At 49.8% G+C, this 14,154-nt stretch carries 14 protein-coding genes and 1 pseudogene; all 15 read right to left on the bottom strand.

The genetic code is table 11. The features are described 5' to 3' along the window. Positions 1–6: 6 nt before the first annotated feature. The 15 genes and pseudogenes from EIZ37_RS17565 to EIZ37_RS17495 all read right to left on the bottom strand — a co-directional run bounded on the left by EIZ37_RS17565 (position 7) and on the right by EIZ37_RS17495 (position 14,097). Positions 7–1,509, bottom strand: coding sequence for an Rne/Rng family ribonuclease (locus EIZ37_RS17565; RefSeq protein WP_134686077.1), 1,503 nt, complete (start codon positions 1,507–1,509; stop codon positions 7–9). A 79-nt stretch (positions 1,510–1,588) separates the two neighbouring features. Continuing rightward, the gene (locus EIZ37_RS17560; RefSeq protein ID WP_134686076.1) at positions 1,589–2,104 is read right to left on the bottom strand and encodes a CBO0543 family protein; all 516 of its coding nucleotides are present in this window, start codon (positions 2,102–2,104) and stop codon (positions 1,589–1,591) included. Positions 2,105–2,159: 55 nt separating this feature from the next. After that, complete coding sequence (locus EIZ37_RS17555) at positions 2,160–3,002, bottom strand: site-2 protease family protein (RefSeq protein WP_134686075.1); 843 nt, start codon at positions 3,000–3,002, stop codon at positions 2,160–2,162. After that, positions 2,995–3,786 (bottom strand): M23 family metallopeptidase, encoded by a 792-nt coding sequence (locus tag EIZ37_RS17550; protein ID WP_134686074.1) that lies wholly within the window; start codon positions 3,784–3,786, stop codon positions 2,995–2,997. The genes EIZ37_RS17555 and EIZ37_RS17550 overlap by 8 nt, the downstream gene beginning before the upstream one ends. A 127-nt stretch (positions 3,787–3,913) precedes the next feature. Then, a complete protein-coding gene (locus EIZ37_RS17545; RefSeq protein WP_134686073.1) occupies positions 3,914–4,114 on the bottom strand; it encodes a cold-shock protein in 201 nt (66 codons plus the stop codon). 260 nt (positions 4,115–4,374) lie between these two features. Next, positions 4,375–5,505, bottom strand: a complete 1,131-nt coding sequence (rodA, locus tag EIZ37_RS17540; RefSeq protein ID WP_134686072.1) for a rod shape-determining protein RodA — start codon at positions 5,503–5,505, stop codon at positions 4,375–4,377. Between the two features lie 91 nt (positions 5,506–5,596). Continuing rightward, positions 5,597–6,391: a septum site-determining protein MinD gene (minD, locus tag EIZ37_RS17535; protein WP_134686071.1), complete on the bottom strand. Its 795-nt coding sequence runs from the start codon at positions 6,389–6,391 to the stop codon at positions 5,597–5,599. A gap of 27 nt (positions 6,392–6,418) precedes the next feature. Further along, positions 6,419–7,118: pseudogene (gene minC, locus EIZ37_RS17530) on the bottom strand (septum site-determining protein MinC). A gap of 56 nt (positions 7,119–7,174) precedes the next feature. After that, positions 7,175–9,610 carry a peptidoglycan D,D-transpeptidase FtsI family protein gene (locus EIZ37_RS17525; protein WP_134686069.1) on the bottom strand — a complete coding sequence of 812 codons (2,436 nt, stop codon included), beginning with the start codon at positions 9,608–9,610 and terminating at the stop codon, positions 7,175–7,177. Positions 9,611–9,657: 47 nt separating this feature from the next. Next, complete coding sequence (gene mreD, locus EIZ37_RS17520; protein ID WP_235828088.1) at positions 9,658–10,185, bottom strand: rod shape-determining protein MreD; 528 nt, start codon at positions 10,183–10,185, stop codon at positions 9,658–9,660. Then, a complete protein-coding gene (gene mreC / locus EIZ37_RS17515; protein WP_134686068.1) occupies positions 10,182–11,261 on the bottom strand; it encodes a rod shape-determining protein MreC in 1,080 nt (359 codons plus the stop codon). The genes mreD and mreC overlap by 4 nt, the downstream gene beginning before the upstream one ends. Before the next feature lie 15 nt (positions 11,262–11,276). Next, positions 11,277–12,320: a rod shape-determining protein gene (locus EIZ37_RS17510; RefSeq protein WP_134686067.1), complete on the bottom strand. Its 1,044-nt coding sequence runs from the start codon at positions 12,318–12,320 to the stop codon at positions 11,277–11,279. 120 nt (positions 12,321–12,440) lie between these two features. Next, positions 12,441–13,139, bottom strand: a complete 699-nt coding sequence (gene radC / locus EIZ37_RS17505; protein ID WP_134686066.1) for a RadC family protein — start codon at positions 13,137–13,139, stop codon at positions 12,441–12,443. A gap of 87 nt (positions 13,140–13,226) precedes the next feature. Beyond that, entirely contained in the window at positions 13,227–13,814 is a 588-nt protein-coding gene (locus EIZ37_RS17500; protein ID WP_134686065.1) for a Maf family protein, read from the bottom strand. 40 nt (positions 13,815–13,854) lie between these two features. After that, positions 13,855–14,097, bottom strand: coding sequence for a DUF4321 domain-containing protein (locus tag EIZ37_RS17495; protein ID WP_134686064.1), 243 nt, complete (start codon positions 14,095–14,097; stop codon positions 13,855–13,857). Positions 14,098–14,154 lie beyond the last annotated feature (57 nt).

Here is a 14,154-nt window from a genome sequence, read left to right as displayed (position 1 = left end):
CCAGCACTAAGTCAAGAACTCTCGTGAACTGTTTAGCTGGTAAAGTCGATTGGCCTCCTCCCGCTTCCCCGCATACATGATCCTGTACTCGTCTGGCCGCAGCGTCGGGTCGTTTTTTGCCAAGATCGCTACATGGGCAAATGAATCGCCATTGAGGATTTGTTGAAGTACGGCATGCACAGCAGGTGGAAGCACCGCTACGATTGCTTCTGCTTCTTGGTTTCTGATCAGACCTCTGACTTCTTCCTTGAAGCGCCGCGCCACCTCCTCCTCGGTGTACACCCGGCCGCTGCCTGCACAGCTTGGGCAGGACTTCGTCAAGATTTCTGCTATGTTTTTTCGCTCTTTTTTTCTTGTCAGTTCTACCAGCCCCAGCCGCGTAAATCCGGCCAAGCGCGTAGGTGTCGGGTCTTTGCCTAGCTCCCGGCGCAATCGCTCCAGCACCTTTTCCTGATTCTCCGGCAGCTTCATATCGATAAAATCAATCATCACGATCCCGCCAATATCACGCAAACGAAGCTGTCTCGCAATCTCTGCCGCAGCCTCCACGTTCATCCGGACAATCGTATCTTCCCACTGGGCGCCGCCTTGTCCCGTAAATTTGCCGGAATTCACATCGATCACCGTCATGGCCTCCGTCCGGTCGAAGACGAGAAACCCGCCATTGTCCAAGGGAACTTGCCGGGCCAGCAGTTGATCGAGCTGGGCATCAACCCCAAAACGTTGAAAAAGCGGCTGACTTTCCTGATAAAAATGAAGCCGTTCAAGATACTCCGGATAAAGCTGCTCTACGAACCGTTTGACCCGATGGTAGCTGTTAGCATGATCGATCACGATCTCGCTCGCTTGCGCCTGGAATGCTTCACGGACATAACGGCCGAGCAGCTCACCTTCCTCCAGGATCAGAGCCGGGGTCTTCCGCTTTGTCTCCACGTCCAGCGCTTCCTGCCAACGCGAACGCAGATAGGTGATTTCGGCTAAAAGCTGCCGCTCATCTGCATGTGCTGCTTCCGTCCGGATAATCGCCCCTTCCTCCTCCGCCAGATGCGGCTGAATCAATGCCTGTAAACGCTCACGATCTGCTGGATCTGTTATTTTCCGTGAGACAGAAATTTGCTTTCCCGCTGGAAGATAGACAAGATATCTCCCTTGCAGGCTGATCTCTGTCGTTACCCGAGCCGCCTTTGTGCCTGTGGACTCTTTCACGATCTGTACAAGCAAGGCTTCTCCTTCATGAATGAGCTCGTTGATTTTTCCGCTTCTTCCAGCATTTTTGTGATCCTTGGCCCCAACGATATCGTCCGCAGAAAGATACGCATTTTTTTCCAAGCCAATATCGACAAACGCTGCCTGCATCCCAGGGAGCACATCCCGGACACGTCCCCGATAGATATCGCCCGCTTTTTCCTTGGATTCGATCGTCTCTACACGTATGGCAATCAGACGTCCCGCCTCTCTTTGCGCGAGACGGATCTGTTTCTCATCAACTTGAATCAATATCTGCTTCATAACACTTTCTCCCTCTTTTGTCTTTCCTGTCCATCATTGTACTGCACCAAAAGCAGAAAGGCACGTCCAATGGCCGCGCCTACTCGAGGTCTTTCACAAACGGGACTTCAAAGTACCAGATGAGGACAAACATGATGAGAAAAGAAAGCGGCCAACTAAGAAACGGGTGACGATAGTGAAACCGGAGCATGGGAAACATGATCACATTAAACAAAACTGACCAATAAAGATTCCAGTCGTTTTCGTAGGTAATGCTTTCAAAAAGGGTTGCGACCCATTCCAAACCGACAAAAACGGCGATCCATTTGGCATAGTGCAGGAGCTTGCCCTTCCACTCATGCGGATAATTCGATAAAAAAAGAAAGGTTGCAAACGGTAAAATGAGATAGCTGTATAGTAAATCCACATGCAAATGATTGGGGAAAAGCTCCTCCCCCATTTTCCATAGATGATAATCAAAGCTATGGCTCAGCACACTGTATTGTAAATTAAAGACGAGAATGTACAGCATCGTGGGGTAATAGGCGTAAATCTTTGACCAATCCCCCCAGCGCCAAGCAGCAAGCACCACCCATATCGATATGACGAGATGCATGGGCATCATTCCCCCCTCTGCATCTTATATTTACCAAATTATGTTATCGCTACTCCTACAGCAAGCGATGAATAGCGGCATGCTGTTTTTGCTCAAACAAGAGCGCTTTCAACAACTGCTCCTCAGATAAAATTCCTCCGTTTTCTCCCGTGATGTAAAAAAGGTGGTAAGAGCCTTTCCGCATTAAAAGGGCTGCATCCCAAGCGGTCGTTTCCGGCGACAAACGCACCGGCCGGATGGGATGTTCATCCAAGGCTTGTACGTATTTCTCCATGAGAAAGCGAATAAATTGGTAGGGAAAGCGCAGAAACGCCTGCACATTCAATGCGAGCAAATATGTTCCGACAGCCAGCGCGTTGACATGAAAGTGGAATATTCCGATTCCGAGCATCAAGGCAGCCAGGAATATGCTGAGGCCGATCGAGCCAAGTGCCGCCGTCCGATACGGCAGCTGGCTGGACAACACCGCTTGCAGAATACGCCCTCCATCCAAAGGCCAGATCGGCAGCAGGTTAAATCCTGCTACCAGAAAATTGCTGGTGACAAAATACTCAGTCCAGGATTCCGACCAGATGCCCAGCTTCCAGCAAACCAAAGACACGAATGCCATAGCCACATTCATAAACGGCCCTGCCAACGCAACAACGATTTCATCCAATGGTTCAGCGGCCGCCTCATCCTCGATATGTACGTAACCGCCAAAAGGCAGCAGCTCAATCTGCGTCACATGCCAGCCCAATTCCCGCGCGACCGCGACATGCCCCAATTCATGGATAAACACAATGACAAACAGCGTGATCACTTCAACAAAGTATCCCGTGGCGACGGAAATGCCCAGCACCGCCCAGAACAGGAGATGAATCCGTATGCGAATGCCCCAAAACAATCGTTCACTCAAGCGGTATCACTTCCAGTGGATCGATAAATTGCTGATTCTCCCTCACCCCTAAGTACAGCAGCCTGTTTTTTTCCGGCGTGGCCCCTGCAACACCCAGCACATCCCCTGGGTTTACCATCTCATCCTTTTCTACTGCTACGGCCTCCAAATTTCCATACCACGCTTCGCGATTCCCTGCCATACGTACCACTACCGTCAAACCATAGCCTGGCTTGTCACCCACGAAGGTAACCCAACCAAGCTCACCGTTTTTGATTTGCCCAGTGCCTTCTACCCCGAGAATGAGCTTGGAGCTGGTCGGATCATACGGCTTCAGGACCTTCCACTCTCCCGCTACCTGCCACGGTTGATTTACCGCGCTCCCTTGAGCAGGGACAGCCTTATTGGTCGGCGTAAGGACAGGCAAAATCGTCGGCACTTGCCCAAATTTCTCCTGATACCAAGCAGAAACTCCTTCAAAATTAAATTCTCGGGTCATGACTTCCCGCACGGTCTCCTTCCAGGAGGCAGGCAAAGGCGTGCTGCTCTTGAACATCAGCCAGATCGAACCGAGCAAAAATAAGGATAAAAAGATTTGAATGCCGATTTTTTCCTGAGGCGGCATGGCCGGCGGTTGGTCTTCGTCAGCCTGACTTGAAAAGGGAAATGAGCTCGCCGTATAACGTGTTTCCACAGGATCGACAATATCATGCAAATATGGAGGCATGCTGTCTCTGACCTGCATCCGAATGCGCTCCATCCTTTCCCGCCGTCTCTCTTTGACGCGGTCTCCACCACTTGGCATACGAATCCCCCCGTCCCACTCTTTCTCTCATCTTATGACTTGTCTACATCCAATATGATAAATCCCCCCAAACATGCGAAAAAGCAGTCCCTCCGGAGAGAGACTGCTTTTTATGCTACAAGGAATATTACAGTTTTACTACGTTAGCAGCTTGTGGTCCACGGCTGCCTTGAACGATTTCGAATTCAACCTTTTGGCCTTCTTCGAGAGTTTTGAAACCTTCAGCTTTGATTGCGCTGTAGTGAACGAATACGTCGTCTCCGCCCTCTACTTGAATGAAACCAAAACCTTTTTCTGCGTTAAACCATTTAACTGTACCTTGTTGCATTGAGAAAAACCTCCTAAAAATGCGCCAATTGCTTGGCGTAAAAGTGTTGCGTTAACCCCGACCACTCACCCGATCCTTTCAATGCACTGAAAAAAGCCGCACCTGTAGAGATTTGATCACATGGTGATTGCATCTCATAACGGGTACGACTTATCATCCAATCCATCAAATCGTTCTATGGGAAAAAATCTGGTTAACTTACCTTAAGTGTAGCATATTTCCAATAGTTTGTCACGTATTTTACAATTTGTTCCCACTAGTTAGTCAAATCGAAGTGTATCTTTTCGCATCCCAATATTCAAGACGACGCCCATGATCAAAAAGTTACTGAGCAGCGAGCTTCCCCCATAACTGATAAAGGGAAGAGGCAAGCCTGTAATTGGCATCAACTGAATCGTCATCCCAATGTTTTCGAATACCTGGAAGGTCAGCATCCCAACCACTCCGGACACAACATAGCTGCCAAACGGATCCGTAGTCTCGAAGGCGATGCGAATCATCCGGTAAATGAGGAAGAAAAAGAGAATCATCAGACAGCCCGCACCGATAAAACCCATTTTTTCCGCAATGACCGTAAAGATGAAATCACTTTCACCGACGGGAACCCAGCCGTAGCTGGCCTGTGTGGAGGTGTTCAGGCCTTTTCCCATCAACTGGCCGGAGCCAACCGCAATCAAAGACTGCTTCAGCTGAAATCCTCTGCCCATGGCTTCCAAATCCGGATTCAACCAATAAACGATCCGATCCCACTGATACTCTTTAATGATTTTGTGAAAGATATCCCGCTTATACTGATACAGAAAAGTCATGCCCACAAAAAAGCTGCCAATGAGTGTTCCGATGTACATGACATGACGCAAGCGAATACCGCCTACAATCAGCATCGTCGCGAGCATTCCGCAATAAACAACTGCTGTTCCCAAGTCCGGCTGGATCAGGATGAGCAGCGTAGGAACTGCGAGCAGCAATCCAGCAGGCATCAACTGATAAAAGCTTCGATACCGATCCGGGTTATCCGCTTGATTCGCCATAATACGAGCCACGGCCAGGATCGTAAACAATTTCATCAGTTCTGACGGTTGAAAGTTGATGGAGCCGATCTTGTACCAGCTCGTTGCACCGTACTGTTCTTCTGTGCCGAGAACGCCAATCAAGAGAATGATCCCGATCCCGTAAAGAATATACGCCGTCTGATGAAAAATCCGAAAATCAAACAACAGGGTCACCAGCAAGACAACGAAACCAAATGCATACCACAGCAGCTGCATATTGGCTTTCTCAACACCATCAGCCGATCCCGAGATTCCTAAGTAGCTAAACAATCCAAACGCAAGAAGAATAGCGAGAATCGACCAATCCAGCTGTTTCAGGTGTCTCTTTTCAAGATTCATCTTTTCCCCCTCTTTCTCCCATAGCCCCTGCACTTCTTCGAGAAATGCCGTGAAAAAGGAACAGGTTCATCCCTGTCCCTTTTCCCATTTATTATTTGAGTCCGAAAAACTTACGGAACTTTGTAAGCACACCGGCCTTTTCTTCCATCGGCATCAAAGGCACCGATTCGCCCAACAAGCGGCGTGCGATATTGCGATAAGCCAGCGATGCTCGCGACTCATGGCTCATGACCGCTGGCTCCCCTTGGTTGGCAGACTTGATCACAAATTCATCATCGGGCACGACGCCAAGCAAGTCAATGGCTAATAAATCCAAGATGTCTTCAACATCCAGCATATCCCCATTTTTCATCATATGAGAGCGGACACGGTTGATCACCAGCTTCGGCATACCTACCTTTTCGCGCTCCAATAATCCGATGATGCGGTCTGCGTCGCGCACCGCTGCCTTCTCCGGAGTCGTGACCACAATCGCTTGGTCTGCACCGGCAACGGCATTTTTAAAGCCTTGCTCAATCCCTGCTGGGCAGTCAATGATGACATAGTCGAATTCTCGTTTGAGCTGGGTGACGATCTCTTCTATCTGCTCGGGAGTTACCGCCGATTTATCTTTGGTTTGCGCTGCCGGAAGCAAGGAAAGCGTCTCGAAGCGTTTATCCTTAATCAATGCTTGTTGCAGGCGGCAGGCTCCCTCAGCCACATCGACCAGATCGTAAATAATCCGGTTTTCCAGCCCCATGACCACGTCCAAATTCCGCAGTCCGATATCGGTATCCACCAGACATACCTTCTGACCATGAAGGGCCAGAGCGGTTCCGATATTGGCCGAAGTGGTCGTTTTGCCGACCCCGCCTTTTCCTGAAGTTACTACGATTCCGATACCCACGTCGCTACCTCCTCATTCTTGCACGCACTACCGTTTCTTCTCTCCCAAATCGGGTCTGACCCGTGACAGATAGTTCATCTTGGCTACCAGCATTTTGCCTTCTTGCAAATAGGCAAATTCAGTAGCACCCGTGACTTCTGCCCATTCCTCACCAGGACGGCTGATCACTTCGGCAATCCTGAGCTGCGTCGGCTGCATGGAAGCAGCAGCGATGATGACCTCGTGATCCCCATTTGTTCCCGCATGAGCAATCCCGCGTAAATTCCCGATCACATAGATACTGCCTGTGCTTTTCACCGTGCCTCCCGGGTTCACATCACCCAGAAGAAGCACGTCTCCGTCAAATTCCAGCACTTGTCCGGAGCGTACCGTATGTGTCTGGATTTTGAAGCTGGTTTTTAATCGTTCGGCAAAAGCTTCTTCCTTCGTGATCACGTCAGCATCGATCGTATGGATCACCAGGTTCCCTTTTTGTCGGATGATATCCGTCAACTGCTCCTGCTGCTCGGCGGAGCAATAACGGTTTCCCAATTTTATCGAAACCCGCACAAGCGGTCCGGTCAATATCTGCTGATGACTATGCTCAATCTTTTCCCGCAGATCGGCAACCAGATCGTCGAATGAACACGTGTCGTCCATGTAGAAGACTAAGCCATCTTTCGTTCCTTTGATTGTTACTTTGTTCGTTACCGTCGACATGGACCTGTTTCACCTCAACCGTTACCATTCGTCGTCCCGGGACTAAATTCCTGCTCATGTTGAAAATTTTGCCGAAACAGATCGCTACTTTTTCTTCCCAGTCGCTTGGGCCGGTGGCGAAGTCATCAGGCCTGGGTTAAGCTCGTTGAAAGCCTCCAGCATTTGGCGAGCAATTGGACCCGATGCATCCGAGCTAGACCACCCATCCTTCAAACCGTTCGGGATGATGACGACAAATGCGATTTTTGGATTTTCATATGGAGCATAACCAACCAAAAGGGCATTGTCACTCCCCTTACCGGTTTGGGCAGTACCTGTTTTAGCTGCTACGTTATAAGGTAGTCCGGCAAAATGTCGATATGCAGTCCCGCCAGGCATTGTTACCATACGCATTCCTTCTTGTGCAACCTTAATCCACTGGGGGTCAATCTGGATCTTGTTTAATACTTCTGGTTCAATTTTCATCAATGTTTGACCTGGTTTATTCGGATCGTTTGTACCGCGGCGAATCTCTTTGACGAAGTGAGGACGGAGGCGGTAGCCGCCATTGGCGATAGTCGATACGTATTGGCCAAGTTGCATAGGAGTGAACAAGTCGTACTGCCCGATGAACGCATGGGCCAGGTTTCCATAGAAGCTGTTTGGATTTTCCCAGCCTGCGCTTTCATACGGCAAATCCACACCGGTTTTCACACCCAGTCCAAACTGTGCATTGTAGTAATCGAGCGCTGCGAATTGCTCCTTATAGCTGTGCTTCGCCCGATCTGCGAAGCGTATAGCCATTTCATACATGTACGTGTTGTTGGATACCTGAAGTGCGCGACGAGCATTCACATAACCGTGACCACCTGGTTTCCAGTTCCGCATGATAACATTACCGACCTTGCGATAACCTGGATCAAAGATCGTTTCATTCGGATTCGTCAGCTTTTCCTGCAAGGAGAGCATGACCGACACGGGTTTGACCGTCGACCCAGGCGGATAGGCCGAGTTGATGAACCGGTTGGACTCATTCGGCAAAATCAGTGACGTCCAATATTGATTAAATTTTTGTCGATCGTAATAGAGATTCAGGTCATAGTCAGGGTAACTCGCCATTGCCAAAATCTCACCCGTCATCGGATCCATCGCCAACGCGTGGACCTCTTTTAAGGAGCTTGGATAAGCCGGATTCCCTTTCATTTCATCAAATTTCTTTTTGATGATATCTTCAACCTTGCTTTGGAAGCGCCAATCGAGGGCAAGCACCAAATCATTGCCTGGCTCCGGAGCCTGGCGCTCCTTCTTCTCAATCGTCTGGGAATCCTTGTTCACATGGACTTCCATGACGCCGTCTTTCCCGCGCAAATAACGCTCGTAGTACTTCTCAAGGTTCGTAATCCCGATCTGGTCAGATGGGTTGTAGCCTTGGGCAATGTACTCATCCACCTGGTTTTCAGGAATGGGCTTGATGTATCCCAAAAAGTGGGTCCCGAACGCACCGCCTGAATCTGGGCGAATCTGCCGGATCGGCTCCAGCACCACGCTGATTCCGGGCAGCTCCGTCCGACGCTCTTCAATCATGAACATTTCATTCGGCGAGATGTTCACTTTGACACGCCGCGGGATATAGCTTGGCGTATTAAACCCGCGCATCTCTTTCAAGATCCCCAGCTTGTGCCATTGGAATTTCCGCTGCTGATCCGTCAGTGGCAGTTTGACGTCCAAATCAAGCATCGCCGCATAGCGCAAGAGATTCATATCGGATTCTTCCCGCAGCTTTTCCACTGCCGGGAATATCCCCATTTGATCCTTTACGCTTTTTACAAGCGTTTTTCGATCCTCGGCCGGAATCTTGACATTCACCTTCATCTTTTGCTGGGTGGCATGGGTCAACAAATCCCGATCGGTCATGTCCGCCAGCGCTGTTCCTTGAGCAGTCGTTTTAAATGTATTTTTCAGTCCCGCGCGGATGCGTTCACGTTCTTTGTCATCAAATGGAATTCTCGCTCTCAGTCCAACCGAGTAGGCCGTATTCAACAGATCCAGGTCGCCAAGCTGGTCGACCGCAGAGATGGAAGGCAAGCTTTTCAGGCGCGGCTCGATTTGCGCGATTAGCTGCTCTGTGCCCTTTTCATCAAAGGCAACCGGAAGCGTCGCGCGCAGCTCGAGAGCCTGCTTGATCATCTCTTTGTCTGTCCCCAGTTTCTCGTTATTGTCCATGGTCAAAATATGGGCCAGTTTTTCCGCCACTTCCACTTCATCGATGGATTGATTTTGCTCCTCCACGTACATGACGGTATATACCGGCTTATTGGCGACCAGCACTTCCCCGTTTTTATCCAGAATACGTCCCCGCGGCGCAGAAATCGAAAGCTCACGGGTGCTGTATTTCTCCAGCGCGTGCTTATATTGCTCGCCTTCTACCAATTGCACATACGCGAGTCGTAAAATGATGGCAGCGAAAAATAGGAAGACAATAAAAAACAGGACATTCAGCCTGACGGGAATGTGCGAGTGCTGTTCTTTTTTTTCTCCCACCTCAATTACCCCCTTCACGGCGAAACGAACGCCGAATCTCCCCCCTGCTATTCGTGCCGGGCGCTTTTTCGCAAATCAACCGCTTCACATAGACGTGAAAGCGGCAAATAAATCAGGACAGCGAACACAAAATTACATCCGACGCTGGGCAGAATTTGATTGCTTATCACCCATTGTACATCAACAGGGGATGTCGAAAACAACCGGTATAAACTGTACAAAAGCCATTCATGCCCAAAAAGCACCAAGCAAACCGTCACAAAGACAACCGCCAAATTCCGTTGAAACAGCAGAACCACAAGGCCGGCGAAATAGCAGGCAACCATCATGGTCAGGGAATAAACGCCAATGATGTGCCCATACAGGATATCCTGAAGAAATCCGATCCCGAGTCCATAGTAAAGCCCTTCCCGCCTACCTAAAAAGAACGAAACCAAAATGGCCCCAACAAGCGCAAAGCGGGGCACTGCCTGCCATGGCAGTCCCCATGCGGTTGGTGACACCACCTGCAGGATCGTTCCTTCCAATAAAAAAAGCAGCAAAAGTGTCAATGTTAAAAAGAGCCGAGGCATCATTGACCTCCCCCGCTGCTGGTCGCTGGCGTTCCCGTAGTCCCCGGTGCAGTCGTTTGCCCCGAACCGTTTGTTTGCGTGGATGGTACCAATTGCCCATCCGGCGTTACCACAAAGGAACGTTCGACCACAAACACCTCATTGATTTGGGAAAAATCTGCGCTGGTCTGGATATAGGCTGTCTGCGTCAGGCCCAATACATCTGGCTGTACCTTGGCGACATAGCCAATCGGGAGTCCACGCGGAACAACACCGCCGAGTCCGGAAGTAATGACTGGCTGATTCGGCACAATCTTCGCACCCACTGGAATTTTGCGCATAATTAGAAGTCTTTGCTGCGGATCATATTCCTCAATTACTCCGTCAACCGGCTGCTGTGTAGATTGCTGAGGCTGACCAGCTTGTGGTGGCGTCTGACCAGTTTGCGGTGACTGCCCGGTTTGCGGCGTTTGTCCGACTTGAGGCGTTTGTCCGGTTTGTGGAGCTTGCGCCGTTTTACCGCCAACTGCAGTCAAAGGATAGATTCTGGCGGAGATATGGTTGCTGCGTTCAATATCAGTGAGCAGTTCGACCGTGGAAGAGAAATTGGACACGGATTCGATTCGTCCAATCAAGCCTCGCGATGTGATGACAGCCATATCTTTTTTAATTCCGTGCTGCAATCCTTTGTCAATGGTTAATACGTTGTTCCATTGATCCGCGTTACGAGCAACAACCTCCGCAAAACGAAGCTGAAAATCATGCAGCTGTGATTTTGCTTGCAGCTGTTCCCGCAATCGTTCGTTTTCCTCTTGTAAAATACTTAATTCAGAAGAGACCTGAGCGTATTGGTCCACGCTCGCCTTCAATGCCCGATTTTCCTCATATACGTTATAAGCCGACTTCACATCCTGAATAAAGCCGGAAAAAGCCTGAGCAGGGCGATAAAAAATGCCCTGCACCACGCTAAATACGTCTTTTGTAAACATTTCCGGCCATGTAAGATTCTCGCGCTCTCTCGAGGTAAATCCCATGACGGTAATTAATAATACCAGGCCGACTAGCACGATAATCAGCCGTTTGTTTCCAAAGAACGACATGCCGATTCCTCCACGTTATCTGCCGCGTTTTGAGCGGGAAGAAGTAATGCCGTGTTTCGATTTGAACAGATGCAGATTCTCCAAGGCGCGACCCGTGCCGATCGCGACGCAATCCAGTGCATTTTCTGCGACGTGAACTGGCATACCCGTTTCTTTGCTTAATAGGCGGTCCAGATTGCGCAGCAGCGCCCCGCCCCCTGTGAGTACAATCCCACGGTCCATGATATCGGCCGCAAGCTCTGGCGGACTTTTCTCCAGCGTGATTTTCACGGTCTCGATGATGGCGGTGACCGTCTCCGATAAAGCTTCCGCAATCTCCTGGCTCGTCACCGAAATGGTTTTTGGCAGACCGGACACGAGGTCACGTCCGCGAATATCGACCGCCTCGCCATCTTCCGGAGCAATCGCCGAACCAATCTCCAGCTTCAGCGTTTCTGCCGTACGCTCCCCGATCATCAGATTATAGCGGCGTTTGATATATTGGATAATGGCCTCATCCATCTCATCCCCAGCTGTCCGCAGCGAACGCGCGGTCACGATTCCTCCCAATGAGATGATGGCGACCTCCGTCGTCCCTCCACCGATGTCCACAACCATGCTGCCGGTCGGCTCCCATACAGGTAGGTCTGCCCCGATGGCTGCCGCAAACGGTTCCTCAATGGTGTAGGCTTCCTTGGCCCCTGCTTGCTTGGTAGCGTCCTCTACCGCCCGCTTCTCCACCGCAGTAATCCCCGACGGCACACATACCATCACGTTGGGACGGCGGCTAAACATCCCTTGGTTTTTTTGTGCCTGACGGATGAAATAGCGCATCATCGTAGCAGTAGTCTCAAAATCTGCGATCACGCCGTCCTTCATCGGTCTGACAGCCACGATATTTCCAGGAGTACGGCCGATCATGCTTTTCGCAGCATTCCCGACTGCTTCAATGGTATTTGTATCTGTACGGATCGCCACCACTGACGGTTCCCGAACGACGATCCCTTTTCCTTTTACATAAACAAGTGTGTTTGCCGTGCCAAGGTCAATACCCATGTCACGTGAAAAGCCTCCGAACATAGAAAAAATCTCCTTCCGTTAGTCCCACAGCTGATCTTTTGTCGGCTGGCTGACCAGCGACAAACAAAAAGCTGCACGCATCCGACTTGTAGTCCATTTTCTGGTTGTTATTGCGTTACTTTACATATACCCTGCTTCTTTTAAACTGATGTACCGATCGTCCCCTATGATCACGTGATCCAGCACAGAGATGCCCACTACTTCCCCCGCTTGGCGCAAGGTACGGGTTACCTCAATATCTTCACGACTTGGCGTAGGATCGCCACTGGGGTGATTATGTAAGCAAATCACTGCCGCACTGCTTCGCTTGATCGCTTCTTTGAAAACCTCACGCGGATGCACAATAGACGCATCCAAACTCCCCACAAAAATGGTCTGCTTACCAATAATGCGGTTTTTTGTGTTCAAAAACAAGCAAACAAAATGTTCCTGTTTCAGATCTCTCATTTCAGGGATCATGATTTCAGCTACATCACGAGGCAAACGGATTGCTTTTTGCTGGAATTTTCCTTTGCTAGACAGTCTTTTTCCCAACTCAAAAGCAGCACGCAGCTCAGCTGCTTTTACAGGTCCGATCCCACGCAAGGCTGTCAACTCCTCTTGCGTCGCTTCGGAAAGTCCGCGCAAATCTTCGAAGTGAAAGAGCAAACGCTGTGCTAGCTGATAGGCAGACTCTTCTTCGGTACCTGTCCGCAAAAGAATGGCGAGCAATTCGGCATCGGCTAAAGCGGCACTCCCGTATGCAAGCATTCTTTCGCGTGGACGTTCATATATAGGGACGTGATTTCCTCTTATTTTGTTACAATTTGTCGCCGACATATTCGATTGCCTCCCTTTTTTGCATGACCGTCTGTCAAAAGCGGATAGCCAACAGGGGGACAATCTGGGAAGCAACAAAGCGTACCGCTATAAAATTTGCACGCCAAAGCGCGAAAGCATGCCTGCCAACAGGTTTAACGGCAAGCCTACAACCGTGAAATAATCGCCATCAATGCTGTCGACAATGGTCGCGCCAATCCCTTGGATCGCGTAGGAGCCGGCTTTGTCCATCGGTTCTTTGGTGGCAATATAAGCATTTATTTCTTGCTCGGTCAAGGAACGTATGCGGACTTTGGTCGAACGATGGGACACTTCCTCTCGTCCAGTTTTCACATCCACGATGGTCACACCACTGTAGACCGTATGCTCTCTCCCTTGCAGTGATTGTAGCATCTGAAAAGCATCTGCTTCGTCACGGGGCTTGCCCAGCACCTTTCCGTCCAGAACCACGATCGTGTCCGCTCCAATCACCAGCCCATCGTTGACGTCTTTGGCTACTTCACGCGCTTTTCGCTGAGCGAGACTTTCTACAATCTGTTGTGGTGATAAATCTGGGGAGGTCGACTCATCCACATCGCTGCTTTGCACGGTAAAAGGGATTCCCAATCCTTGCAACAGTTCACGGCGTCGTGGTGAAGAGGAAGCCAGAATAACAGGTATGGTTGTCTGTATCATTTCATTCTCTCCTACTTCTTCTATTCACTCATTCGCAACTTTACTTGATTTTACGGTAAATCCAAAATGCAAGTGCTAACCCGCCAATACTCGCCAGGTTTAGTTTTACCTGAAAGTTCAAATCGTACTTGATAATTTCCAGATCAGCGGCTGGGGACCAGGTCATTGTCTTCGCAACCTTCAAGAAAGGCAGCCATGGACCCAGTATGTCACCGATGATACTCCCAAATAGTGTCCCTGCCAAAAGGATCACTATGAACGTCAAGGTCTCTTTCCCTTTCATGCTCCCCATCCCTTGTCTCGAAAGCGCCTGGCTGATTTTCTTGTAACGGAAATTCAA

It is taken from the genome of Brevibacillus migulae (assembly GCF_004521915.1).
GTDB classification, from domain to species: domain Bacteria; phylum Bacillota; class Bacilli; order Brevibacillales; family Brevibacillaceae; genus Brevibacillus_F; species Brevibacillus_F migulae.
Note: the sequence above shows the minus strand (reverse complement) of the source record. Positions and strands in the feature narration are given on the sequence as shown.